This window comes from Erwinia billingiae Eb661 (genome assembly GCF_000196615.1).
GTDB classification, from domain to species: domain Bacteria; phylum Pseudomonadota; class Gammaproteobacteria; order Enterobacterales; family Enterobacteriaceae; genus Erwinia; species Erwinia billingiae.
Genome location: NC_014306.1, coordinates 4,626,162 through 4,648,978 on the forward strand (window position 1 = coordinate 4,626,162; position 22,817 = coordinate 4,648,978).

Consider the following 22,817-nt stretch of genomic DNA (forward strand, 5'->3'; position numbering starts at 1 on the left):
TGATCCACGGCGCAACACCTGGTGTTGCGCCTTTTTATTTGGTGTGGAGTGATGTGGCGTCGACTGATTTATCACCCGGAGATCAACTACGCATTGCGCCAGACGCTGGTGCTCTGTTTACCGGTAGCGATGGGATGGCTACTGGGCGACTTGCAAAAAGGGTTGCTGTTTTCCTTAGTCCCTGCCTGTTGCAACCTCGCTGGCCTTGATACTCCTCATAAGCGCTTTTTCAAACGCCTGATCGTTGGCGGAAGCCTGTTTGCCTTCAGCAGTTTCCTGATCCAGTATCTTGCCGGTCACCACGTTCCCCTGCCCGTGATCCTGTTTTCGATGGCGATGCTGCTGGGCGTCACCGGTGAAATCAGCCCGCTGCATGGCCGCCTGCTGCCCGGCTCGCTGATAGCCGCAATCTTCACCCTTAGCCTGGCAGGACGCATGCCGGTGTGGGAACCGCCGATGCTCTACGTGCTCGGCACCATCTGGTACGGCGTGTTCAACTGGGTCTGGTTCTGGCTGTGGAAAGAGCAGCCGCTGCGGGAAACCTTAAGCCTGCTCTATCGCGAGCTGGCGGGTTACTGCGAAGCGAAATACACCCTGCTGACCAAACTCACCGATCCGGAGAAAGCCCTGCCTCCGCTGCTGGCGCGCCAGCAAAAAGCGGTCGACCTGATCACCACCTGCTATCAGCAGATGCATATGCTGTCAGCCACCAACAACAATCACCACAAGCGGCTGACCCGCGCGTTTCAAATCGCGCTAGATTTGCAGGAGCACATCTCCGTCAGCCTGCATCAGCCGGAAGAAGTGCAAAAGCTGGTGGAGCAAAGCCATGCCGAAGCGGTGATCCGCTGGAACGCGCAGACCATCGCCGCCAGGCTGCGTGAACTGGCCGACGATATCCTTTACCACAAGCTGCCCGAGCGCTTCACCATGGATAAGCAGCTTCAGGCGCTGGAGAAGATCTCACGGCAGAATCCGGATAACCCGGTGGGCACCTTCTGCTATTACCACTTCAGCCGGATTGGTCGGGTGCTGCGTACCCAGCGTCCCCTTTATCAGCGCGATTTGATGGCTGACCGGCAGCGCCGACTGCCGCTGCTGCCGGCCATCAAAAGCTATTTGTCGCTGAAATCGGCCGCCTTGCGCACCGCCGCCCGCTTTGCGGTGATGCTGACCTTTGCCAGTTCGCTGGCGCTGTTCTTTAATCTGCCCAAACCCTACTGGATCCTGATGACGGTCATGTTTGTCAGCCAGAACGGTTACAGCGCAACGCGCGTCCGCATCCAGCACCGTGCGCTGGGCACGCTGGCCGGGTTGGTGATTGCCGCGGTGACCTTGCGCCTGCAGGCACCCGAATCCATCGTGCTGCTGGTGATGCTAGCCATTACCCTTATCAGCTACCTGTTTATCCGTAAATTCTACGGCTTTGCGATGATTGGCTTTACGGTCACCGCAGTGTATTCGTTGCAGCTGCTCTCGCTTAACGGCGCAGACTTCCTGCTGCCGCGTTTACTGGATACGCTGATGGGTTGCCTGATTGCCTTCGGCGGCACCATCTGGTTGTGGCCGCAATGGCAAAGCGGGTTGCTGCGGCAGAATGCGCATGACGCGCTGGAAACCTATCAGGATGCGCTGCGGTTATTGCTGGGGAATGAACAGGACCCGGTGAAGCTGGCCTATCAGCGTATCCGCGTTAATCAGGCGCACAACGCCCTGTTCAACTCGCTCAATCAGTCGATGCAGGAGCCAGGCTTTGATCCCAGCTATCTGGCGGATATGAAACTGTGGGTGACGCACAGCCAGTTTATCGTCGAGCATATCAATGCCATGACCACGCTGGCGCGGGAACACACCATGCTGACCTCGTCGCTGGCGGAGCGTTATCTGCAGGCCTGTGAGGTTGCGTTGCAGCGTTGCCAACAGCGGCTGGAGTATGACGGGCCGAGCTCAGAAGCGAACGTGCTGGATACGCAGATGGAGTTGAATCAGGGGCCGGTGACCATCCTGGAAAGGCATGTGAAGCGGATCCTGGGGCACCTCAGCGTGATGCACACCATCTCGTCACTGGCGTGGAGCGCGCGGCCGCATCATGGGCGCTGGTTGTCCCGACGGTTAAGGAAGTCGACGTAAGCAGAATGGTGCGGAGAACGGCAGGCGCGGATCGGGAGCTGAGCCACTCAGCTCCCGTTTTTGTCGGTTAAGACAGGACTTTTTCGACGGCTTTGGCGAAGCGCGCCATGCCTTCTTCAATGTCGGTCGGCTCAATCACCAGCGAGGGCGCAAAGCGGATCACATCGGTACCGGCATTCAGGATCATCACCCCTTCAGCGGCGGCGGCATTCAGAATATCGCGCGCTTTGCCCGCATGTTGTGGCTTCAGCGCCGCACCAATCAGCAACCCTTTACCGCGAATGTCGCTGAAGAGATCCAGCTTCGCGTCCAGCGCTTTCAGCGCGGTGACAAACTGCTCACGACGCGTTTCCACCCCGCTCAACACCGCTTCGGTATTGATGATATCCAGCGCGGCTTCGGCAATGGCACAGGCCAGCGGATTTCCGCCGTAGGTGGTGCCGTGCACGCCTGGCGACATGGTGGAGGCAATTTCGTTGGTGGTCAGCATCGCACTGACCGGGAAACCGCCGCCCAGCGCTTTCGCGGTGCTGAGGATATCGGGCGTCACGCCGTAATGCTCATAGGCGAACAGCTTGCCGCTGCGACCCATACCGCTCTGCACCTCATCCAGTACCAGCAACGCCTGATGTTCGTCACAGAGTTTGCGCAGCCCCTGCATAAATTCAACGGTCGCGGGCATCACGCCGCCTTCACCCTGAATCGGCTCAACCACGATGGCGCAGGTGTGATCGTCAATGACCGCTTTGACCGCATCCAGGTCATTGAACGGCACATGCACGATATCGGCAGGTTTCGGGCCAAAGCCGTCAGAATATTTCGGCTGGCCACCGACAGAAACGGTAAACAGCGTGCGGCCATGGAAGCCGTTGTGGAAAGCGATGATTTTGCTTTTGTACGGCGAATGGCGTTTAGAGGCGTAATAGCGGGCCAGCTTGAAGGCGGCTTCATTGGCTTCAGCACCGGAGTTTGCGAAGAACACGCGCTCGGCGAAGGTGGCGGCGATCAGCTTGCTGGCAAGGCGCAGTGCGGGTTCGTTAGTGAACACATTGCTGGTGTGCCAGAGGGTTTCACCCTGCGTTTTTAACGCTTCCACCAGCACCGGATGGCAATGTCCCAGCGCGGTGACCGCAATCCCACCGGAAAAATCGATGTACTCTTTGCCCTGCTGATCCCAGACACGGCTCCCTTTGCCTTTCACTGGCACAAACTGCGCTGGTGCATAAACAGGCAATATCACTTCATCAAATGTCGCCCGCGTTACCGCTAATTTATCCGCTGCCATTGACTACCTCATCATTTGTAACGTTGCAGGAAAGTGAAATTATAATCATAAAATATGCATAATAAATCACTCAAAGGCAATTTATTTACGCGCGAGAAAATTCGCCAGCAGCTGATGCCCTTGCTCGCTAAGGATACTTTCCGGATGGAACTGCACGCCCTGCAGCGGCAAATGGCGATGGCGGAAGCCCATAATCTCGTCCGGTTGCCCGTCTGCGAGGGTCCAGGCGGTGATTTCAAAATCATCGGGCAGCGAGCCGTTTTCCACAATCAACGAATGGTAGCGGGTGACGGTGAGCGGATGATTCAGCCCGGCAAACACGCCGCCATCGTTGTGTTCAATGGCGGAGACTTTCCCGTGCATCACTTCGCGCGCCCGCACCACGCGCGCGCCAAACGCCTGGGCAATCGCCTGATGCCCCAGGCAGACGCCCAGAATCGGCAGCTTTCCGGCGAAGGCGCGGATAGCCGACAGAGAAATCCCCGCGTCGTCAGGCGTGCAGGGCCCCGGAGAAATCACCAAATGTTCGGGCTGTAGCGCCGCGATCTGCTCAAGGGTGATCCGATCATTCCTGTGGACTTCAACCTCGGCGCCCAGCTCGCAAAAGTACTGGTAAAGGTTCCAGGTAAATGAGTCGTAGTTGTCGATAAGCAGTAGCATGGTGGCTCCGGGCGGGATCAGGACCGCGCTATTCTACGCACTTTCCGGCCGTTCGTTTACCACTTTGCCAAACGCGGCGGTCAGTAAGCTGAGATCCCCGTCCAGACTCGCCTGGTTCGCGGCCTGCCAGCTTTCCGCATCCATATTCTTCCACTGAATATCAAACCCGGCCTGGATGATCACCTGCTCAAACAGCAGTCGCTGAGCGCGCCCATTGCCGTGCAGGAACGGATGCAGCACCGTGAGTTCGCAGTAATACCACGCCAGACGTTCAGTCAGCGTTTCCAGCGGCAAATCGGCCAGGCCATTCTCATCTTCGAGCGACTGCATCAGCGCATTGCCTTCTTTCTCGATATATTCGAAATGGCAGCACGGCGTGTCGCCCAACTGGATATCAATGCGGCGCAGTTCGCCCGCATCCTCAAGGACATCCTGAAATAAGGCATGGTGAAGCGCCCGCAAATGGGGAAGTCCGGGATGAGCAGGGCCGGGATCGAAGGCGGTGCCGTCTAACTGAAAACTGGCGAGGAAATTGGCTTCCAGTCGTTGCAGCCAAAGGCTGTGTTTTTGTTTCTCGGTGACTTTTTTGGACATGCTGCCTCCATGACGAAGTGATTGCTGCTTAATGCGGCCGGGCGGCCGCGTGCAAGATGCCTGCACTCAGTATAAGCAGCAATCACCCATCGGGAGATTAAGGCAGTACTTTTGCGGAGAGGATCACCACCGGTTTCACCGGAACATTCTGGTAAGGACCGACGTTCTGCGACTGAACCTGGGAGATTTTATCCGCCACGTCCTGGCCTTTCACAATCTTACCGAACACCGCATAGCCAAAATCACGCTGGCCATGGTCGAGAAAAGCGTTGTCCGCGACGTTGAGGAAGAACTGGCTGGTGGCACTGTCCTTGTCCGCGGTACGGGCCATTGAAATGGTGCCGCGCTTGTTCAGCAGGCCATTGTCGGCTTCGTTTTTAATCGGCGCGTTGGTCGGCTTCTGCTGCATATCCGCAGTAAAGCCGCCGCCCTGCACCATAAAGCCGGGGATCACGCGGTGGAAAGTGGTGTTGTTATAAAAACCACTGTTGACGTAATCAACGAAGTTCTTGGTGGAGATCGGGGCTTTCTGATTGTTGAGTTCCAGCTCAATGTTGCCAGCGGAGGTGGTCAACATCACATGCGTGTCTCCCTTGGCTGCCAGAGCAGATACGGAGATCGAGGACAGCGCGAGAACGGTCGCAACCGCTGTCAAAGTACGTTTTAACATGAAAGATTCCTTACAAAGGGCTACAGGCAAGAAAACTGATTGTAAAGAGGCGCTTACCCGTGCGCCAGCGTTTTACCTATATTTACGTCGAAACCTGTCCGGGCAATCGCTTGCGAGAGCCGATAAAGCGTGAGCTTGCTCACGTTATTCATGAATATGAAAACAAATGTTTCATTAATTATTTAAGCTGATCACGATTATCGTTACACTTCCGACGCTTACCGTGGGCGTCCTGCTCCACACTCCCTTTGACTCACAGGTTTCCAATTATGACTAATCGCGATCGCATCGGGCTTACCTGGATCAGCTTCTTCTCTTATGCGCTTACCGGCGCAGTGGTTATTGTGACCGGGATGGTGCTGGAAAATATTGCTGACTATTTCCAGTTACCTGTTGCCCAGATGAGTAATACCTTTACCTTCCTGAACGCCGGTATCCTCGCTGCGGTGTTTCTGAATGCCTGGCTGATGGAAATTATTCCGCTGAAGCGCCAGCTGATCTTTGGTTTTGTGCTGATGGTGTTGGCGGTGCTGGGGCTGATGAACAGCCACAATCTGAGCGTCTTCTCTCTGTGCATGTTTGTGTTGGGTGTAGTCAGCGGCATTACCATGTCGATCGGCACCTTCCTGATCACCCATCTGTACGAAGGCCGTCAGCGCGGTTCGCGCCTGCTTTTTACCGACTCCTTCTTCAGCATGGCCGGAACGATTTTCCCGATTATTGCCGCCGCCATCCTCGCACGATCGCTGCCGTGGTACTGGGTGTATGCCTGTATCGGCGTGATCTACGTGGCTATCTTTGTGCTGGCGCTGTGCTTTGAGTTCCCGGTGCTCGGCAAGAAAGCCCCAAACCAGCCGCAGGGTGAGAAAGAGAAATGGGGTGTTGGCGTGCTGCTGCTCGCCGTTGCTGCCCTCTGTTATATCCTGGGCCAGCTTGGCTTTATTGGCTGGGTACCGCTGTACGCCACCAAAACCATGGGCATGGATATCAGTCAGGCTGGCGGTCTGGTCGGTAACTTCTGGACCTCGTACATGATCGGCATGTGGGCATTCAGCGCCATCCTGCGTTTCTTCGATCCGCAGCGCATTGTCACCGTGCTGGCCCTGCTGGCGACCGCACTGATGTACTGGTTTGTCACCTCGACCGACGCGTCGATGCTGAAGTGGATCATGATCAGCCTGGGCTTCTGCTCCAGCGCGATTTACACCACCATCATCACCCTCGGCTCGCTGCAGACCAAAGTCTCCTCGCCGAAGCTGGTCAACTTTATCCTGACCTGCGGCACCGTCGGCACCATGCTGACCTTCGTGGTGACCGGGCCGATTGTTGAGAAAGGCGGCGCACATGCGGCGCTGTTAACAGCAAACGGTCTGTATGCCGTGGTGTTCGTGATGTGTCTGCTGCTGGGCTTCGTCAGCAAGCATAAGCTGCCTGGCCATATGTCCGCGCACTAAGCACCACACAGATCAACGAAAGGCCGGGAAACCGGCCTTTTTTATTGCCTGCGGGAAAGGCTCAGCGCCTGAAATCCACCGGCTCGCTTTCCTGCAGATGAATGGTGGTTTCGGCAGGCCGGGTCTCTGCAATCACCCTTCCCTGACGAATCGAGTAGCGCACCGGCACCTGACGACGCACGGCATCAAAACCATTCTCCGCCGGCAAAATAATCAGGTTGGCGCTGTTACCTGCCTCGAGTCCGTAATCCGTCAGGTTCATGGTTTTGGCGCTGTGATGGGTGATCAGATTAATGCCGGCATCAATCTGGCCGTAACCCATCAGCTGGCAGACGTGCAGCCCCATATGCAGCACCTGCAGCATATTTGCCGTGCCTAACGGATACCAGGGATCGAACACATCATCGTGGCCAAAGCAGACGTTGATCTCCGCGTCGAGCATCTCTTTCACCCGCGTAATGCCCCGGCGTTTAGGGTAAGTATCAAACCGCCCCTGCAGGTGAATATTGACCAGCGGATTGGCGACAAAGTTGATGCCGGAGAGCTTCAGCAGGCGGAACAGCCGCGAGGTATAGGCACCGTTATAGGAGTGCATCGCCGTGGTGTGGCTGGCAGTGACGCGCTCGCCCATTTTCTCGCGCAGCGCCAGCGCGGCGACCGTCTCGACGAAACGGGATTGTTCATCATCGATTTCATCGCAATGCACATCGACCATTCGCTGATACTTCTGCGCCAGCGCGAAGGTTTTATGCAGCGACTCCACGCCATATTCACGGGTGAATTCGAAATGCGGAATAGCGCCAACCACATCCGCTCCGAGCTTCAGCGCTTCTTCCAATAACGCTTCGCCATTTGGATAAGAGAGAATGCCTTCCTGGGGGAACGCCACCAGCTGAATATCGACCCACGGCGCCATCTCGGCCTTCACTTCCAGCATCGCCTTCAGCGCGGTCAGCGTGGGGTCGGACACATCCACATGGGTGCGTACGTGCTGAATGCCGTTGGCAATTTGCCATTTCAGCGTCTGCTTCGCCCGCTGCTTAACATCGTCGTGGCTTAGCAGCGCCTTGCGTTCCGCCCAGCGCTCAATGCCCTCGAACAGCGTTCCCGACGCATTCCAGGCCGGTTCGCCCGCGGTCTGCGTGGTATCCAGGTGAATATGCGGCTCGATAAATGGCGGAAAGGCTAATCCTCCTTCCGCATCCAGCGCATCCACCGTGGGAGGATCCTGCGTCTGCGGGGAAATCTGCACGATCCTGCCGGCGTCGATCTCAATTTGCCAAAGGCCTTCCCGCGCCGGCAAACGAACATGCGTAATCCATTTCAAATTAACAGCCTGCATACACGCTCCTGAGGGTCAGTGATCTCTTCTTTAACCATAACATTGTTTACGCCGGCTGCACGGCAGATTGTCAGTCACCGGCTGATGCGTTTCAGCTGAAGTTCTGCAAATTCCAATACTTACAATAAAAGCCAGAAAATCAGCAGCATACCCATAAAGGAGTATTTAAAAAGCGCTTTGATGTACATCAATAAGCCGGAGGTCGGGCGCGCTATTGTAGCGGCATTACATTGCATTGTGAGGCAAATATGAGCACCCGACTCGTCATCATTGGCAACGGCATGGTAGGCCACCGGCTGATTGAAGAACTGCTGGAAAAGGCGACGCCCGGCCAGTTTGCCATCACCGTTTTTTGCGAAGAGCCTCGCGTGGCCTACGACCGCGTACACCTTTCCGCCTATTTTTCCCATCATACCGCGGAAGAATTATCGCTGGTCCGCAACGACCTGTACCTGAAAAATAACGTCGAGGTGCTGATTGGCGAACGGGCGATCACCCTGAACCGGCAGGAGAAGGTAATCATTTCCAGCAGCGGTCGCGTCGTACACTATGACAAGCTGGTGATCGCCACCGGCTCCTATCCGTGGGTACCGCCGATCAACGGCGCGGACGGTCAGGACTGCTTTGTTTACCGCACCATTGAAGACCTCAACGCGATTGAAGCCTGCGCGCGCCGCAGCACGCGCGGTGCGGTGGTCGGCGGCGGATTGCTGGGGCTGGAAGCGGCTGGCGCGCTGAAAAACCTCGGCATTGAAACCCATGTTGTGGAGTTTGCCCCGGTGCTGATGGCGGAACAGCTGGATCCCCTTGGTGGCGCGCAGCTGCAGCAGAAAATCGAACGGATGGGGGTGAAGGTTCACACCGGTAAAAACACCCAACGCATCACCGACCGCCCGGAAGGCGGCAAACGCATGCAGTTTGCCGACGACAGCGCGCTGGACATCGACTTTATCGTCTTCTCTACCGGTATTCGCCCGCAGGATACCCTCGCCAGACAGAGCGAGCTTGCCCTCGGCCCGCGTGGCGGCGTGCTGATTGATGACCACTGCCTCAGCTCTGATGGCGACATCTATGCCATCGGCGAATGTGCCGCCTGGCAGGGCCGCATCTATGGTCTGGTGGCGCCGGGCTACAAAATGGCGCAGGTCACCTGCGATCATCTGTTGGGCAACGACAACCTGTTCGCTGGCGCGGATATGAGTGCAAAGCTCAAACTGCTGGGTGTGGATGTGGGCGGCATTGGCGATCCGCATGGCCGCACGCCGGGTTCACGGAGCTATGTTTATCTGGATGAGAGCAAGGAAATCTATAAGCGGCTGGTGGTCAGCGAGGATAACAGGCGGCTGCTCGGTGCGGTGCTGGTGGGCGACACCAGCGATTACGGCAACCTGCTGCAGCTGATGCTCAATGCCATCGAACTGCCTGAGAATCCGGATGCCCTGATCCTGCCGGCCCATGCCGGGAGCAAACCCTCAATCGGCGTCGACTCGCTGCCGGACAGCGCGCAGATTTGCTCCTGTTTCGATGTCACCAAAGGCGATCTGGTCAGCGCCATTCAGGGCGGCTGCCATACCGTGGCTGCCCTCAAAGCAGAAACCAAAGCCGGAACGGGCTGCGGCGGCTGCGTGCCGTTAATGACCCAAGTGCTGAATGCCGAACTGAGCCGTCAGGGCATCGAGGTAAATCATCACCTTTGCGAGCATTTCAGCTATTCGCGCCAGGAGCTGTATCACCTGATCCGCATTGAAGAGATCAAAACCTTCGATGCGCTGCTGGCGAAATACGGTAAAGGCTACGGCTGCGAGGTCTGTAAACCGACCGTCGGCTCGCTGCTGGCTTCCTGCTGGAATGAATACGTATTAAAGCCTGAGCACACCTCACTGCAGGACAGTAACGATATCTTCCTCGGCAATATTCAGAAAGATGGCACCTACTCGGTGATCCCACGATCCGCCGGCGGAGAGATCACCCCGGAAGGGCTGATGGCCATTGGCGACATTGGCCGCCGCTACAACCTCTACACCAAAATCACCGGCTCCCAGCGCATTGGCCTGTTTGGCGCGCAGAAGGATGACCTGCCGGCGATCTGGTCACAGCTGATCGCCGCCGGCTTCGAAACCGGTCACGCCTATGCCAAAGCGCTGCGCATGGCCAAAACCTGCGTGGGCAGCAGCTGGTGCCGCTTTGGCGTCGGCGACAGCGTCAGCCTGGGCGTCGAGCTGGAAAACCGCTACAAGGGCATCCGCACGCCACACAAGATGAAGTTCGGTGTCTCAGGCTGCACCCGCGAATGTGCCGAAGCCCAGGGCAAAGACGTAGGGATTATCGCCACCGAGAAAGGCTGGAATCTGTATGTCGCCGGGAACGGCGGCATGAAGCCGCGCCATGCGGATTTGTTGGCAGCCGACCTGGATAAGGAAACGCTGATCCGTTATCTCGACCGCCTGATGATCTTTTACATCCGCACGGCCGATAAGTTGCAGCGCACCTCGCTGTGGCTGGAGAGCCTGGAAGGCGGCATCGACTACCTGAAACGGGTGATCATTGACGACTCGCTGGCGCTCAATGCGCAGCTGGAAGCCGAACTCGCCAGACTGCGCGCGCGGTTTGTCTGCGAGTGGAAAGAGACCGTGGACGATCCGCGTCAGCACGCGCGCTTCGCCCACTTTATCAACGATTCACGGCGCGACCCGCTGGTACAGGTCATCGGCGAACGCGAGCAGCATCGCCCGGCACGGCCGGAGGAGCGCATCCCTGTTGTTCTGATGGAGGAGCAATCATGAGTCACTGGCAACCGGTCTGTTCTCTGGACAGCATCCTGCCCGCCACCGGCGTGTGTGCGTGGGTGAACAATCAACAGCTGGCGATCTTCCGCCCACGCGCCGATGAGACGGTGTATGCGCTGAGCAATATCGATCCCTTTGCCGGGGTCAGCGTCTTGTCGCGCGGATTAATCGGCGAGCATCAGCAGGCGCTTTGGGTTGCCAGCCCGTTGAAAAAGCAGCGTTTCCGTCTGCATGATGGCCTCTGTATGGAAGACGAAAGCCGTTCCATCACCTGCTACCCTGCCCGCGTCCGTGACGGTCAGGTAGAGATTGCTGTTTGATCCCCGACTGATATGTAAAAATCCCGCACCGGCCGCGTTCTGGCGGCCCTTTTCTTTCTGACTGGTGAGCGTTGTATGGACTATCTTCCCCTGTTTTGTCAGCTGCGTAACAGAGCCTGTCTGTTAGTCGGCGGCGGTGACATTGCCGAACGTAAAGCGCGAATGCTGCTGAAAACCGGAGCCGACCTGACAGTCTGTGCAACCCATTTCTCCCCGCAGTTCCGGCTCTGGCAGCAGGAAGGCAAGGTCACCTTGATTGAGGGCACCTTCCGCGCGGAGATGCTCGACGGTTGCTGGCTGGCGATCGCCGCCACCGACGACGATGCGGCGAATCAGCAGGTGGGCGACTGCGCCGAGGCACGACAGGTGTTCTGTAACCTCGTCGATGCCCCGCAACAGGCCAGCGTCATTATGCCGTCCATCGTTGACCGCTCGCCGCTGATTGTCGCCATCTCCAGCGGCGGCCGTGCGCCGGTGATGGCCCGACTGCTGCGGGAAAAAATAGAGGCGCTGTTGCCTCAGCATCTGGGGAAAATCGCCGCCTATGCCGGTTCTCTTCGCCAGCGGGTTAAAGATCGGTTCGTCGAGATGGGTCAACGCAGACGGTTTTGGGAAAAAGTGTTTCATCACGATCGGCTGGCGCAGTCGCTGGCTAATCAACAAACCGACCAGGTTGCGCAGCTGACCGAAGCGCTGTTTGCGGAACCGCTGGAGAACCGCGGTGAAGTGGTGCTGGTTGGCGCAGGACCTGGCGATGCCGGGCTGCTGACGCTGAAAGGCCTGCAGCAGATCCAGCAGGCTGACGTGGTGGTGTACGATCGTCTGGTGTCCGATGCGGTCCTCGAACTGGTGCGCCGCGATGCGGAGCGCATCTTTGTTGGCAAGCGGGCCGGTTTCCACTGCGTACCGCAGGAAAGCATTAATCAGCTTCTGCTGGAACAGGCGCAACAGGGCAAACGGGTGGTGCGTCTGAAAGGCGGCGATCCCTTTATCTTTGGCCGCGGCGCGGAAGAACTGGAGGCGCTGCTGGACGCGAAGATCCCCTTCTCAGTGGTGCCTGGCATCACCGCCGCATCAGGCTGTTCAGCGTACAGCGGCATTCCGCTGACCCACCGCGATCATGCGCAAAGCATCAGACTGGTCACCGGGCATCTGCAGGCGAATGGCACGCTCGACTGGCAAAACCTGGCGGCGGAGCAGCAAACGCTGGTGTTCTATATGGGACTGTCACAGGCGGGAGAGATCCAGACGCAGCTGCTGGCTCACGGCATGGCGGCCGATATGCCGGTGGCGCTGGTAGAAAGAGGTACGTCGCCCCAGCAACGGGTGGTCAGCGGCACGTTACAGCAGCTGGCAAGCCTGGCAGCAGAAGTCAGCAGCCCGTCATTGATTATTGTTGGCCGGGTGGTGGCCTTGCGGGAAAAATTGCGTTGGTTCTGAGGAATGGAAAGATAAACCAGAAGCGAAAACGTCCGCTTCTGGTTTATTCAACGGCCGTTACGGCTGCGCAACAAAGCCGATGGCTTCGTAGACTTTTTTCAGCGTCACCTGCGCCTGCGAACGGGCTTTCGCCGCGCCATCACGCATGATCTGATCCAGCAGCGCTTCATCATTACGGAAGCGGTAATAACGCTCTTGCAGATCGGTCAGCATGCCGGAAACGGCTTCGGCAACCGCGCCTTTCAAATGACCATACATCTGGCCTTCAAACTGCTGCTCCAGCTCAGGAATACTGGTGCCGGTCACGCCAGACAGGATATCCAGCAGGTTAGACACGCCCGCCTTATTCTTCACGTCATAACGTACCACCGGCGGCTCATCGCCATCGGTCATCGCGCGCTTGATCTTCTTCACTACCGCTTTTGGATCTTCCAGCAGGCCGATGACGTTATTACGGTTATCGTCAGATTTGGACATCTTCTTAGTCGGCTCAAGCAGCGACATCACGCGCGCGCCTGATTTCGGGATAAACGGCTCTGGCACCTTAAAGATATCGCCATACAGCGCGTTAAAGCGTGACGCCACGTCACGGCTCAGTTCCAGATGCTGCTTCTGGTCTTCGCCTACCGGCACCTGCGTGGTCTGGTACAGCAGGATATCGGCCGCCATCAGCACCGGATAGTCAAACAGACCGGCGTTGATGTTCTCTTCGTAGCGCGTCGATTTGTCCTTGAACTGCGTCATGCGGCTCAGTTCGCCGAAATAGGTGTAGCAGTTAAGGATCCAGCTCAGCTGAGTATGTTCAGGCACATGCGACTGAACAAAGATGGTGCTTTTTTCAGGGTCGATGCCGCACGCCAGGTAAAGGGCCAGCGTATCCAGCGTCGCTTTACGCAGTGCGGTCGGATCCTGGCGCACGGTGATCGCATGTAAGTCGACAATACAGTAGATGCAGTCATGGCTATCCTGCATGCTGACCCACTGACGCAGCGCACCCATATAGTTACCGATGGTCAGTTCGCCGGAAGGCTGTGCGCCGCTAAATACGATGGGTTTGCTCATGTTTTTCGTCCTGATAATTACAGCCCGAGTGCGGGCAACAAATCGTTAAAATGGTCCAGTACAACGGTAGGCTGGCTGGCGGCAATCGGCTCACCGTAGTTATAGCCAAACGTCATCCCGATTGAGGGACAACCGGCAGCCTGAGCCGCCAGAATATCATTGCGGGAATCACCGACAAACACCAGCTCCTCCTGCAACAGGCCGAACGTGCCTAACACCAGAAACAGCGGTGCCGGATGCGGTTTTTTCGCCACCACATCATCACCGCCGATAATCAGCGAGAAGTAGTCTGCAATGCCCAGTGAAGATAACAACGGCGCGACGAAAGGCGTCGGTTTGTTGGTCACCACCGCCATTGGCAGGCCTTTCGCTGCCAGTGCCGCCAGCCCTTCCTTCACGCCCGGAAACAGCTTGCTGCCGCTTTCGATGGTGGTGGCGTAATGGGTATCCAGCAGCACGCGCGCATCGCGGATCAGATCGTCTTCCGGCTGATGGCCTAACGCCCAGGTCAGCGCGCGTTCAATCAGGATATCCGCACCGTTACCGATCCAGGTGGAGACGCGTTCAACGCCTGCGGCCGGTAAGCTGAGTGCCGTTAATGCCGCATCGACCGCGCTGGCCAGACCTGGCGCACTGTCAATCAGCGTGCCGTCCAGGTCGAAAGCCAATGCGCGAACCTTAGTGAAATGAGCCATGGCGTGATTTCTCCAGTTCGGTGCGCATATCGTCGATCACTTTTTTGTAATCCGCTTTGCCAAAGATCGCTGAACCGGCAACAAACATATCTGCGCCCGCATCGGCAATCTCAGCGATGTTTTCAACCTTCACGCCGCCATCCACTTCCAGGCGAATGTCATAACCGCTCTGGTCGATCAGCTTGCGAACCTGGCGCAGCTTATCGAGGGTGCCGGGAATAAAGGATTGACCGCCGAAGCCCGGATTGACTGACATCAGCAGAATGACATCCACTTTATCCATCACGTAATCCAGGTAGCTGAGCGAGGTGGCCGGGTTGAACACCAAACCGGCTTTACAGCCGTGCTCTTTAATCAGCTGCAGTGAGCGGTCGACATGCTCGGAGGCTTCCGGGTGGAAAGTGATGTAGCTGGCACCGGCTTTAGCAAAGTCCGGGATCAGACGATCGACCGGCTTCACCATCAGGTGCACATCAATCGGCGCGGTAATACCGTAGTCGCGCAGCGCTTTCAGTACCATTGGCCCCATGGTCAGATTGGGAACGTAGTGATTGTCCATCACATCGAAATGCACGACATCGCCACCGGCGGCCAGCGCTTTTGCTGTGTCTTCACCCAGACGGGCAAAATCCGCAGACAGAATTGATGGGGCAAGTAAAAACTGTTTCATCCATTTCTCCCAATTAGCGCGCCTGACGACAGGCACGTACCGCAGTTGAGGGCTAACTCCCGGCGAACAACGCCAGCAGTTCATCCACCTGATTACGTCCGTTACTGTTGCGACTGATCGAACGCCGCGCTTTGATTTGATGCAGCTTTGCCGCCTGATACCATTCGCGGGTTAGCGGGGTATCGTGATTGGAGATCAGCACCGGAATGTGGCTCTCCATCGACAGCTTCTCCGCCAGTTGCGCCAGATGCTGTTGTTGCAGCAGGCTGAAACTGTTGGTGTGATAAGCGGTAAAGTTCGCCGTCGCTGACAGCGGTGCATACGGGGGATCGCAATAGACCACCGCCCCTTTATGTGCACGGCTCAGGGTAACATCGTACGATTCACAGACAAAGGTGGCGTTTTGTGAACGTTCAGAGAACCAGTACAGCTCGTCCTCCGGGAAATAGGGTTTGCGATAACGGCCAAAAGGCACGTTGAACTCACCGCTCAGGTTGTAGCGACACAACCCATTGTAGCAATGGCGGTTGAGATACAAAAACAGCAGGCCACGGCGGTAAGGATCCTCACAGCGATTAAACTCAGCACGGCGAGCGTAGTAGAACTCGGCGTCGTTGGTTTCACTGGTAAACAGCTCGCGGGCATCGGTGGTGAACTCGCTGACGCGGGTTTTAACGATGTTGTAGAGGTTAATCAGGTCGCTGTTGATATCCGCCAGCAGGTAGCTCGGAAATTCAGTGTTAAGAAACACCGATCCGGCCCCGACAAAAGGCTCAATCAGACAGTCGCCTTCCGGCAGATGACGATGGATATCTTCAAGCAGCGGGTATTTGCCACCCGCCCATTTCAAAAAAGCGCGATTTTTTTTCATGCCGTCGTTTTTATTACACTTATTTTTCTGGCTGCGATGACAACAACAACCTATCTGCGCTTTGAATAGTTAGCCCTCCGAAGAGGGCTAACAGTTTCATCAGTAAATCAGGCTCGCCTGACCTCTATTCAGTGGACTCTTTCTTCACCTGGCTGACTGGCTTCACCCATGGGTTTTGTGCACGAACCTCAGCAGGCAGCGAGGCTACGGCGCGCTTCGCATCTGCTGGCGCGGCATACGAGCCGCTGACCAGCACATACCATGGCTGACCGTTACGTGCGGTTTTATACACGTGATAGCTGCTCAGGTTTTGTTTCTTCGCCCAGGCATTCAGGGTATCTGAACGCGAGGCGCTGCTCAGCTGCAGCGTATAGCTGCCACCCGGCGTTGAGCTAGAGGCTTTTGACGGCTCAGAGGCGCTACGCGCGGCTGGCGTGGTGGCAGCGTGCTTAGTCTCTTTTGCAGCAGGTTTAGCCGTGGCTGGCTTGTGGGCAGTTGCCGGAGCCTGATGCTGAGTCGGATGACGTGGCTGGCTGGCGGCGGGCTTAGCTGCGGTTGCAGGCGGCGTATTGCCACCCGGCGCAACGGTTGCCGGTGCGGTAGGCAATGAGCTGCCGGAATCCTGCGCACCCTGTGCGGCGGCATCGACCTGACCTTGCTGATTGCTCAGGGCATTATTCAGATCGCCCGGCAGCTCAACGCGCTGCTGATTAGCCGGGGTTTGAACCGGTGCAGCCTGAGTTGGCGTGGAAGAGATTGGCGGTGCGCTGAGTTCCTGCGGGCCATTGCTGGTCGCCGGCGGGTTTGCCGCGGTGGTATCAGGCGCAGGCTGGGATCCAGACTGGCCGCTCATTGATGAGGAACCAGAAAGATCGATATTTTTATCGCTGCCGGACTGTGCAGGTGTTGTAGCCGCAGTACCGGTTGGCGCAGCTGGCTTCTCAGCCGTCTGGCTTCCGTTGCTGTCACCCGGCGAGTTCAGCGCGGAGCCGATACCAATCACCAAAAGCAGCAGCACCAGAATACCGACGCCCATCATCATATGCTGGCGGGATACCGGGACTTTAGGGGCAGAAGACGTCTTGCGGGATCGCTGCGGGCGGCGATCACTGGTGTCAGGTTTTAACTCGTCTTCCGGTTTAAACTCGTCCATTCAACCTCCTACAGTAGAGCAGCGACGCCACTCAACATCCTCTGAGCGGCGGATAACTTGATCGTTGGGCACAAGCCCGATGTAACAGCTTCAGACTGGCAGGCAGTCGTTGATCGCAGCCAGCACCGTATCATGGGCCACGCCGCTGCGCACTTCGGACTGGCCGATAGCGAGAGGTAACACCAGACGAAGTTTTCCAGCCAGTACTTTCTTGTCACGCATCATATGCGGCAAATACGCTTCAGCCGCCATCGATTCCGGGCCGGTGACCGGCAGACCTGCACGTTTGAGCAACCGGATGATCCGGTCGGTATCGTCAGCAGAGAATTGCCCCAGACGCTCGGCCGTGCGGGCAGCCATGACCATGCCGGCAGCGACGGCTTCACCGTGCAGCCAGTTACCGTAGCCCATATGGGCTTCGATCGCGTGGCCGTAGGTATGGCCGAGATTCAACAGCGCGCGTTGCCCTAATTCATGTTCATCTGCGGCCACCACGTCGGCTTTCAGCTCGCAACAGCGGCGGATACAGTACGCCAGCGCGGTGCCATCAAGGGCCAGCAGGGCATCGATATTCGCTTCCAGCCAGTCGAAAAACTCAGCGTCGAGAATAATGCCGTATTTGATCACTTCAGCCAGGCCAGACGCTAACTCGCGTGGCGGCAGGCTTTTCAGGCAGTCAATATCAATCACCACCGAAGCGGGCTGATAGAACGCGCCGATCATGTTCTTGCCCAGCGGATGGTTAACCGCCGTTTTGCCTCCCACAGAGGAGTCAACCTGCGACAGCAATGTGGTAGGAACCTGAATAAAGCGCACGCCACGTTGATAGCTGGCGGCGGCAAACCCGGTCAGATCGCCAATAACCCCACCGCCTAACGCGATAAGGGTAGTGTCACGACCGTGAGGTTTTTCGAGAAGAGCGGTAAAGACCTGATCCATGACCGCCAGCGTTTTATACTGCTCGCCATCGGGAAGGATCACCTGGTCAACCTCCACACCAGCGCCTTCCAGCAGCTGGCGCACAGGCGTGAGATAGAGAGGGGCCAGCGTCTGGTTTGTCACCAGCATGGCCCGATCGCCCGCCTTAAGCGGCCAAAAAGAAGCCGGATCGGTAAACAGTCCGGCAGCGATGGTAATGGGGTAACTTCTCTCCCCCAAAGTGACGGTAATCTTCTCCATGAAGCGTTATCACCTTTTTATTACTTTGGCCCGCAGGCGGTCAGAGCTGGACTCAGCTCTTTTCCAACATGTTGATGATCTGATTCGCGACCACTTTCGCACTCTGGTCGTCGGTACGGATCGTCACGTCAGCGATCTCTTCGTAGAGCGGATTGCGTTCTGCGGCCAGCGCTTCCAGCACCTCGCGCGGTGGAGATTCCACCTGCAGCAGAGGACGCTTTTTATCGCGCTGAGTGCGGGCAAGCTGCTTCTCAATGGTAGTTTCCAGATACACCACTACGCCGCGAGCCGAAAGACGGTTACGGGTTTCACGTGATTTTACGGAACCGCCACCGGTCGCCAGCACAATGCCTTGCTTCTCAGTGAGTTCGTTGATGATTTTTTCTTCGCGATCGCGGAAGCCTTCTTCGCCTTCGACGTCGAACACCCAACCCACATCCGCTCCGGTACGTCGCTCAATTTCTTGATCGGAATCGAAAAATTCCATATTGAGTTGCTGAGCTAACTGACGCCCAATAGTGCTTTTGCCGGCACCCATAGGCCCAACCAGAAAGATATTGCGTTTCTCTGCCATTTTTTCGGTATTACTACGACAATTCGTTAATGATACCCCGTCCAACCGGACAGGACATGAACTGAAACCTCATGAGCGTTGTGCGAGAGTCAGAACAAAATTATCTCAACACTGAAGGTGTTTTGGCAACCGTTTAAATTGACCTTGCCCATTGCGCGCTATCTGGCGCGTTTCAGTCCGCTTCATTTATCACCCCGATGTCATTGCATCGGCTACGCCGGTTGCGCACGATAAAAAACGGGTTCTGTGTATTCTTCGGAGCCAAACTGTGGCCCATAAATCAAAATCGCTAAACCTTGTAAGCTAATTCCGCCCTTGCGTCAAACCCATATGCCTTCAAGGCCGGAAAAAAGCACCCGGTTACTCAGTTTGGACTAAAAAAAGCATTACTCATCACGAATCAGTCGTGGCGTGATGAAGATCACCAATTCTCGCCTTTTTTGTTCATTAATATCATAGCGAAACAGCGACCCCAGTATCGGAATATCGCCAATCAGCGGAACTTTGCGTTGGCCGCTGGCGGTGGAACGCTGAAAGATGCCGCCCAGGGCCAGCGTCTGGCCGTCTTTTAACGTCACCTGCGTCTGGATTTCCTGTTTGTCGATGGCCAGATATTCGCCCTCGCCGCTGCGCATGGTTCGGCCAGGCACGTTTTGCGTTAGCTGTAACTTCAATAAAATCCGGCCGTTAGCCTGAACCACTGGTGTCACCTCCATGCCCAGCACCGCCTCCTTAAACTCCACCGTGGTGGTGCCGCTGGTGCCGCTGGATACTTCATAAGGGATTTCGGTGCCCTGTTTGATGCTGGCGGGTTGCTGATGGGAAGTAAACAGACGCGGGCTGGCGATAATTTCCAGCTTATTTTCCTGTTCCAGCGCGCTAAGCTCCAGATCGAGCAATTTTCCGTCCAGTCGGGCCAGCGTAAAGCCCGCCGTCAGGGCGGCATCCGCAACAGGCAGGGAGACGGTAAACTGACTGGTGCGCAACGCTTGTGTGATTTGCTCATTGCTGGTGGTGCCCCAACGAACGCCCAACTCTCTCAGGCTCTCCTCGTTGATGGTGACGATATGGGCCGCCAGCTCGATTTGTTCCAACGGCACATCCAGCGCCTGTACCCAACGTCGGGTGGCATCCAACGCTGGGCGCGTGTCACGCAGCAGTAAACTGTTGGTTCGGGCATCGACGGTAACACTGCCGCGCTCACTCATCAGTCGTGCACGCTCCGACTGCAAACTGCTGTTAACGATGCTGGCATCCGCGTGGGCCAACGTCAGCACTTCAGTTATCAGCAGCTGTTCTTTCTCGGCCTTCTCACGCTGATGTTCCTGTTCCAGCGCCTCCTTGCGTTGCTGTTCCAGCGCCCGGCTTTCCGGCCACACCAGTAAAATACTGTCTTCGGTTTCGACACTGAGCTGAGCCATGCGGGCCACCAGCTGAAGCGCCTGTTGCCAGGGAACGTTCGTCAGCCTGAGAGAAAGCGTACCCTGCACTTCTGGCGCCACCATCAAATTCAGGTTCTGCCAGTCTGCCAGCGCCTGCAGTACCTGCCCCACCGGCGCATCGTCAAAGGCCAGCGAGACCGGTCGTTCATTGGCCTTTAACGGCGTCAGTACGCCCATCAGCATCAGCAGACAAACTATCCTTTTCATAAATGCTCCCTTTTAGGTTCCTTTTAAACGCTGGCTCACACCCGTTCAGATCCGCCACGGTAATGCTCAACGCGGTGATCTCCTGCAACTGCCAGCGCTGGTTAAGCTGTTGGCCCTGAGTAAGCTGGATCCACTTGCCTTTTTTCGCCATCAGCCAGGCATGGAAATCGTCAGCCTGGCCAATGATGCCTTTCAGCTGCCAGTGAAAAGGCATCGGATGTTGCTCGCATTCACTCACCAACGGCTGAAAGGGATCGCGACCGGCCTGACTGTCCGCAGCCACCAGCAACAACAGGCTAACGATGGCCCTACAGAGGTTTCCGCGTTCAGTCTTCATGATTCAGGGCCAGCGTCAGATGGAAACGCAGCTGCGCGTGTTCAGGCTTGAGGGTGAAGCTTGATAGCGTCACGCCGGCGGGCAGCGTGCTCAGATAGCCGAACAGGCTTTCCACCTGCGGCCAGCTAACATCCAACGTCAGGCTTCCTCCCTGGCGGCTGGGTTGCCAGTCTGCCAACTCGCCACCAGAAATCTGGGTCAACGTCAGTAAAGAGAAGGCTGTTTTCTGCTCAGGCTGCAGCGCCTGCTGAAGTTGCGCGATTTCCTCCCTGGCACTGACAAAGGATCCCGACGCCATCAGACGTTGCACAAGAAGCTGATACCGACTGCTTTGCAGCCGATGCTGAGCCAGCAGCTTTATCGCCTGCTGGTCGGCCGGTGCGGTCCAAAGATGCCAAACGCACAGTGCAGAAGCACAGACGGCCATGCACAGCAGCGAGCCCTGCACCCAGACCGGTAAACTCAGCCAGCGAGACCAGGCGCTATTCATCTTCTTCTCCTGCAAGCGTCACCAACAGGTTAAAGGCCAGCCTGCCTTGTGGGCCTCGACTCAGCTGCCCGGTTTTTACCTGCGCGGCCAATGCCAGCGTTTGCAGCTGCAGGCGAAACGTCTCCAGATCGCTTATTCCCTGGCAGACTCCTGAGAGCGTCAGGCTGGTGGCGTTTTTAGCCATGGCGCTCAGCCACAGCGTGTCTGGCATCACCTCGGGCAGACTCAGGGCAAAGCTTCGCCAGCGATCAAGGCGATGTTGACGCTGCTGGCGCGCCGCAAGCTGGCGTTGCAGGCCCTCTTTTTCCAGCGTGAGTGCCGACATCTGCCGGGTCTGCTCTTCCAGCCGCTGGCTGGCACCCTGAATAAAGCTGTCCAGACGTTGGTATTGCTGGTTAAGCGCCCGCGTCCCGACCGTTGGCATTCCGGCGGCGATCAGTGTCAGCACCAGCACACCCAGCACCCATGCCCAACGCTGACGCGCCCTTTTCAGTTTGAGTGCCCGCCAGGGCAACAGATTGACCCAAACCATCAGGCATCTCCTGGACGAAGCGCCAGTCCGGCAGCCAGCGAAAAAGCGCCACTGAGCGTGGGTAACGGCGGCTGCTTCAGGGCAAATGCGGCAAAAGGATCCAACCCCTGCGCGCGCTCCGGCAGCGGTTCCTTTTGGTACGAGCTGTAATAAAATGCGTCAACGTCCGCTAACTGCTTCTGCTGTAACGCGGCAAAATCTGGCGCATCCTGCACTGAACTCCAGCCCCAGCGAGGCCTGCCCACAAATGGGCAATACCACAGCCAGTGATCCTGCAAACGGTGAACCAGCGCGGCCGACGGGTTGAGCGGTAACGTGGTTGAAAGGGCGTGCAGTGCCGCGGGCGACAGCTCCAGCACTTGGGGGTTGAGTCTGGCCTGATGAAGGCAGTGCAGCCAGCTCTGAAGCGCATCCTGACGGGCTGCGGTCAGATAGAGCGCTTTGCCGGCGTCGGCCTCCACACGGTAATCCAGCGCCAGCGTCTCCGGTTCAATTGGGAAAAATCGCCTCGCCGCTGCGGTGATGTACCTGCTACGCTCTGGTTCACGCAATTGGCTGCCAGGCAGCTCGATCTGCCGCTGCAGCACCAGTTGCGGAGGAAAACCCACCCGTAGCGAGATGCGGTAAGGGAGCCGCCTGCGCCAGTTTTGCAGCAGGGCGATCACCGGCTCAGGACGTTGCAGCAGCCCGTTAACTAACGTATCTTGCGGCAACGCATGTTGCCACCAGTGGCGAAGTTGCCAGCCGTTCCGACGGCGCTGGATGCCGAGGGCACAGAGTTGCCCGTTTTGAATATCCAGGCCGACTTGCCATGTCTGAAATGCCATTCGCGCGATCTCCATATCGTCAGTATCTAAAAGGACGTATCCAAGCTTCTGGCTTGCCTTTATACTACCGCGCGATTGTTTATAAACTGCCCAATCG

General features: G+C 57.1%; 22 protein-coding genes. 5 read left to right on the plus strand and 17 right to left on the minus strand.

The window, feature by feature from the left end:
- The first annotated feature begins 51 nt into the window (after nucleotides 1-51).
- A complete protein-coding gene (locus tag EBC_RS22565; RefSeq protein ID WP_013204175.1) occupies nucleotides 52-2,130 on the plus strand; it encodes a YccS/YhfK family putative transporter in 2,079 nt (692 codons plus the stop codon).
- 67 nt (nucleotides 2,131-2,197) lie between these two features.
- Here the strand turns inward: EBC_RS22565 and argD are convergent, their stop codons facing one another.
- From argD to ppiA, 4 genes are all read right to left on the minus strand, one after another.
- Complete coding sequence (gene argD, locus EBC_RS22570; RefSeq protein ID WP_013204176.1) at nucleotides 2,198-3,415, minus strand: bifunctional acetylornithine/succinyldiaminopimelate transaminase; 1,218 nt, start codon at nucleotides 3,413-3,415, stop codon at nucleotides 2,198-2,200.
- Between the two features lie 81 nt (nucleotides 3,416-3,496).
- Nucleotides 3,497-4,075 (minus strand): aminodeoxychorismate synthase component II, encoded by a 579-nt coding sequence (locus EBC_RS22575; RefSeq protein WP_013204177.1) that lies wholly within the window; start codon nucleotides 4,073-4,075, stop codon nucleotides 3,497-3,499.
- Between the two features lie 33 nt (nucleotides 4,076-4,108).
- Entirely contained in the window at nucleotides 4,109-4,669 is a 561-nt protein-coding gene (locus EBC_RS22580) for a putative adenosine monophosphate-protein transferase Fic (protein WP_013204178.1), read from the minus strand.
- Nucleotides 4,670-4,766: 97 nt separating this feature from the next.
- The gene (ppiA, locus tag EBC_RS22585; protein WP_013204179.1) at nucleotides 4,767-5,339 is read right to left on the minus strand and encodes a peptidylprolyl isomerase A; all 573 of its coding nucleotides are present in this window, start codon (nucleotides 5,337-5,339) and stop codon (nucleotides 4,767-4,769) included.
- 269 nt (nucleotides 5,340-5,608) lie between these two features.
- On the opposite strand from ppiA, the gene tsgA reads away from it, so the two are divergent.
- Nucleotides 5,609-6,793 (plus strand): MFS transporter TsgA, encoded by a 1,185-nt coding sequence (tsgA, locus tag EBC_RS22590; protein ID WP_013204181.1) that lies wholly within the window; start codon nucleotides 5,609-5,611, stop codon nucleotides 6,791-6,793.
- A gap of 61 nt (nucleotides 6,794-6,854) precedes the next feature.
- Here tsgA and EBC_RS22595 read toward each other — a convergent pair whose 3' ends face one another.
- On the minus strand, nucleotides 6,855-8,135 hold the full coding sequence (locus EBC_RS22595; protein WP_013204182.1) for a cytosine deaminase: 1,281 nt from the start codon (nucleotides 8,133-8,135) through the stop codon (nucleotides 6,855-6,857).
- A gap of 248 nt (nucleotides 8,136-8,383) precedes the next feature.
- On the opposite strand from EBC_RS22595, the gene nirB reads away from it, so the two are divergent.
- From nirB to cysG, 3 genes are all read left to right on the plus strand, one after another.
- On the plus strand, nucleotides 8,384-10,918 hold the full coding sequence (nirB, locus tag EBC_RS22600) for a nitrite reductase large subunit NirB (RefSeq protein ID WP_013204184.1): 2,535 nt from the start codon (nucleotides 8,384-8,386) through the stop codon (nucleotides 10,916-10,918).
- Entirely contained in the window at nucleotides 10,915-11,241 is a 327-nt protein-coding gene (gene nirD / locus EBC_RS22605; RefSeq protein WP_013204185.1) for a nitrite reductase small subunit NirD, read from the plus strand. The genes nirB and nirD overlap by 4 nt, the downstream gene beginning before the upstream one ends.
- A gap of 75 nt (nucleotides 11,242-11,316) precedes the next feature.
- Complete coding sequence (gene cysG / locus EBC_RS22610; protein ID WP_013204186.1) at nucleotides 11,317-12,681, plus strand: siroheme synthase CysG; 1,365 nt, start codon at nucleotides 11,317-11,319, stop codon at nucleotides 12,679-12,681.
- Nucleotides 12,682-12,738: 57 nt separating this feature from the next.
- Here cysG and trpS read toward each other — a convergent pair whose 3' ends face one another.
- The 12 genes from trpS to pilM form a co-directional block, all read right to left on the minus strand.
- Nucleotides 12,739-13,743, minus strand: a complete 1,005-nt coding sequence (trpS, locus tag EBC_RS22615; protein ID WP_013204187.1) for a tryptophan--tRNA ligase — start codon at nucleotides 13,741-13,743, stop codon at nucleotides 12,739-12,741.
- 17 nt (nucleotides 13,744-13,760) lie between these two features.
- Nucleotides 13,761-14,438: a phosphoglycolate phosphatase gene (locus EBC_RS22620; RefSeq protein WP_041692145.1), complete on the minus strand. Its 678-nt coding sequence runs from the start codon at nucleotides 14,436-14,438 to the stop codon at nucleotides 13,761-13,763.
- Nucleotides 14,422-15,108, minus strand: a complete 687-nt coding sequence (gene rpe, locus EBC_RS22625; protein WP_013204189.1) for a ribulose-phosphate 3-epimerase — start codon at nucleotides 15,106-15,108, stop codon at nucleotides 14,422-14,424. The genes EBC_RS22620 and rpe overlap by 17 nt, the downstream gene beginning before the upstream one ends.
- Nucleotides 15,109-15,160: 52 nt before the next feature.
- Entirely contained in the window at nucleotides 15,161-15,979 is an 819-nt protein-coding gene (gene dam / locus EBC_RS22630) for an adenine-specific DNA-methyltransferase (protein WP_013204190.1), read from the minus strand.
- A gap of 124 nt (nucleotides 15,980-16,103) precedes the next feature.
- Nucleotides 16,104-17,132, minus strand: a complete 1,029-nt coding sequence (locus EBC_RS22635) for an SPOR domain-containing protein (protein WP_013204191.1) — start codon at nucleotides 17,130-17,132, stop codon at nucleotides 16,104-16,106.
- Nucleotides 17,133-17,222: 90 nt separating this feature from the next.
- Entirely contained in the window at nucleotides 17,223-18,311 is a 1,089-nt protein-coding gene (aroB, locus tag EBC_RS22640; protein WP_013204192.1) for a 3-dehydroquinate synthase, read from the minus strand.
- Between the two features lie 52 nt (nucleotides 18,312-18,363).
- On the minus strand, nucleotides 18,364-18,885 hold the full coding sequence (gene aroK, locus EBC_RS22645; protein ID WP_041692146.1) for a shikimate kinase AroK: 522 nt from the start codon (nucleotides 18,883-18,885) through the stop codon (nucleotides 18,364-18,366).
- A gap of 386 nt (nucleotides 18,886-19,271) precedes the next feature.
- Entirely contained in the window at nucleotides 19,272-20,534 is a 1,263-nt protein-coding gene (gene hofQ, locus EBC_RS22650; RefSeq protein ID WP_071822130.1) for a DNA uptake porin HofQ, read from the minus strand.
- On the minus strand, nucleotides 20,473-20,871 hold the full coding sequence (locus EBC_RS24750) for a HofP DNA utilization family protein (protein ID WP_071822131.1): 399 nt from the start codon (nucleotides 20,869-20,871) through the stop codon (nucleotides 20,473-20,475). The genes hofQ and EBC_RS24750 overlap by 62 nt, the downstream gene beginning before the upstream one ends.
- Complete coding sequence (locus tag EBC_RS24755; RefSeq protein WP_013204196.1) at nucleotides 20,861-21,361, minus strand: HofO family protein; 501 nt, start codon at nucleotides 21,359-21,361, stop codon at nucleotides 20,861-20,863. The genes EBC_RS24750 and EBC_RS24755 overlap by 11 nt, the downstream gene beginning before the upstream one ends.
- Entirely contained in the window at nucleotides 21,354-21,893 is a 540-nt protein-coding gene (locus EBC_RS22665; RefSeq protein WP_013204197.1) for a PilN domain-containing protein, read from the minus strand. Before EBC_RS22665 ends, EBC_RS24755 begins: the two co-directional genes overlap by 8 nt.
- Nucleotides 21,893-22,720: a type IV pilus biogenesis protein PilM gene (gene pilM, locus EBC_RS22670; RefSeq protein WP_013204198.1), complete on the minus strand. Its 828-nt coding sequence runs from the start codon at nucleotides 22,718-22,720 to the stop codon at nucleotides 21,893-21,895. The genes EBC_RS22665 and pilM overlap by 1 nt, the downstream gene beginning before the upstream one ends.
- Nucleotides 22,721-22,817: the final 97 nt, after the last annotated feature.

What these genes read in the sequence shown, in the direction of transcription:
- EBC_RS22565 (WP_013204175.1), top strand. Translation starts at nt 52, where the DNA reads ATGTGGCGTCGACTGATTTATCACCCGGAGATCAACTACGCATTGCGC.
- argD (WP_013204176.1), bottom strand. Translation starts at nt 3,415, where the DNA reads ATGGCAGCGGATAAATTAGCGGTAACGCGGGCGACATTTGATGAAGTG.
- EBC_RS22575 (WP_013204177.1), bottom strand. Translation starts at nt 4,075, where the DNA reads ATGCTACTGCTTATCGACAACTACGACTCATTTACCTGGAACCTTTAC.
- EBC_RS22580 (WP_013204178.1), bottom strand. Translation starts at nt 4,669, where the DNA reads ATGTCCAAAAAAGTCACCGAGAAACAAAAACACAGCCTTTGGCTGCAA.
- ppiA (WP_013204179.1), bottom strand. Translation starts at nt 5,339, where the DNA reads ATGTTAAAACGTACTTTGACAGCGGTTGCGACCGTTCTCGCGCTGTCC.
- tsgA (WP_013204181.1), top strand. Translation starts at nt 5,609, where the DNA reads ATGACTAATCGCGATCGCATCGGGCTTACCTGGATCAGCTTCTTCTCT.
- EBC_RS22595 (WP_013204182.1), bottom strand. Translation starts at nt 8,135, where the DNA reads ATGCAGGCTGTTAATTTGAAATGGATTACGCATGTTCGTTTGCCGGCG.
- nirB (WP_013204184.1), top strand. Translation starts at nt 8,384, where the DNA reads ATGAGCACCCGACTCGTCATCATTGGCAACGGCATGGTAGGCCACCGG.
- nirD (WP_013204185.1), top strand. Translation starts at nt 10,915, where the DNA reads ATGAGTCACTGGCAACCGGTCTGTTCTCTGGACAGCATCCTGCCCGCC.
- cysG (WP_013204186.1), top strand. Translation starts at nt 11,317, where the DNA reads ATGGACTATCTTCCCCTGTTTTGTCAGCTGCGTAACAGAGCCTGTCTG.
- trpS (WP_013204187.1), bottom strand. Translation starts at nt 13,743, where the DNA reads ATGAGCAAACCCATCGTATTTAGCGGCGCACAGCCTTCCGGCGAACTG.
- EBC_RS22620 (WP_041692145.1), bottom strand. Translation starts at nt 14,438, where the DNA reads ATGGCTCATTTCACTAAGGTTCGCGCATTGGCTTTCGACCTGGACGGC.
- rpe (WP_013204189.1), bottom strand. Translation starts at nt 15,108, where the DNA reads ATGAAACAGTTTTTACTTGCCCCATCAATTCTGTCTGCGGATTTTGCC.
- dam (WP_013204190.1), bottom strand. Translation starts at nt 15,979, where the DNA reads ATGAAAAAAAATCGCGCTTTTTTGAAATGGGCGGGTGGCAAATACCCG.
- EBC_RS22635 (WP_013204191.1), bottom strand. Translation starts at nt 17,132, where the DNA reads ATGGACGAGTTTAAACCGGAAGACGAGTTAAAACCTGACACCAGTGAT.
- aroB (WP_013204192.1), bottom strand. Translation starts at nt 18,311, where the DNA reads ATGGAGAAGATTACCGTCACTTTGGGGGAGAGAAGTTACCCCATTACC.
- aroK (WP_041692146.1), bottom strand. Translation starts at nt 18,885, where the DNA reads ATGGCAGAGAAACGCAATATCTTTCTGGTTGGGCCTATGGGTGCCGGC.
- hofQ (WP_071822130.1), bottom strand. Translation starts at nt 20,534, where the DNA reads ATGAAAAGGATAGTTTGTCTGCTGATGCTGATGGGCGTACTGACGCCG.
- EBC_RS24750 (WP_071822131.1), bottom strand. Translation starts at nt 20,871, where the DNA reads ATGAAGACTGAACGCGGAAACCTCTGTAGGGCCATCGTTAGCCTGTTG.
- EBC_RS24755 (WP_013204196.1), bottom strand. Translation starts at nt 21,361, where the DNA reads ATGAATAGCGCCTGGTCTCGCTGGCTGAGTTTACCGGTCTGGGTGCAG.
- EBC_RS22665 (WP_013204197.1), bottom strand. Translation starts at nt 21,893, where the DNA reads ATGGTTTGGGTCAATCTGTTGCCCTGGCGGGCACTCAAACTGAAAAGG.
- pilM (WP_013204198.1), bottom strand. Translation starts at nt 22,720, where the DNA reads ATGGCATTTCAGACATGGCAAGTCGGCCTGGATATTCAAAACGGGCAA.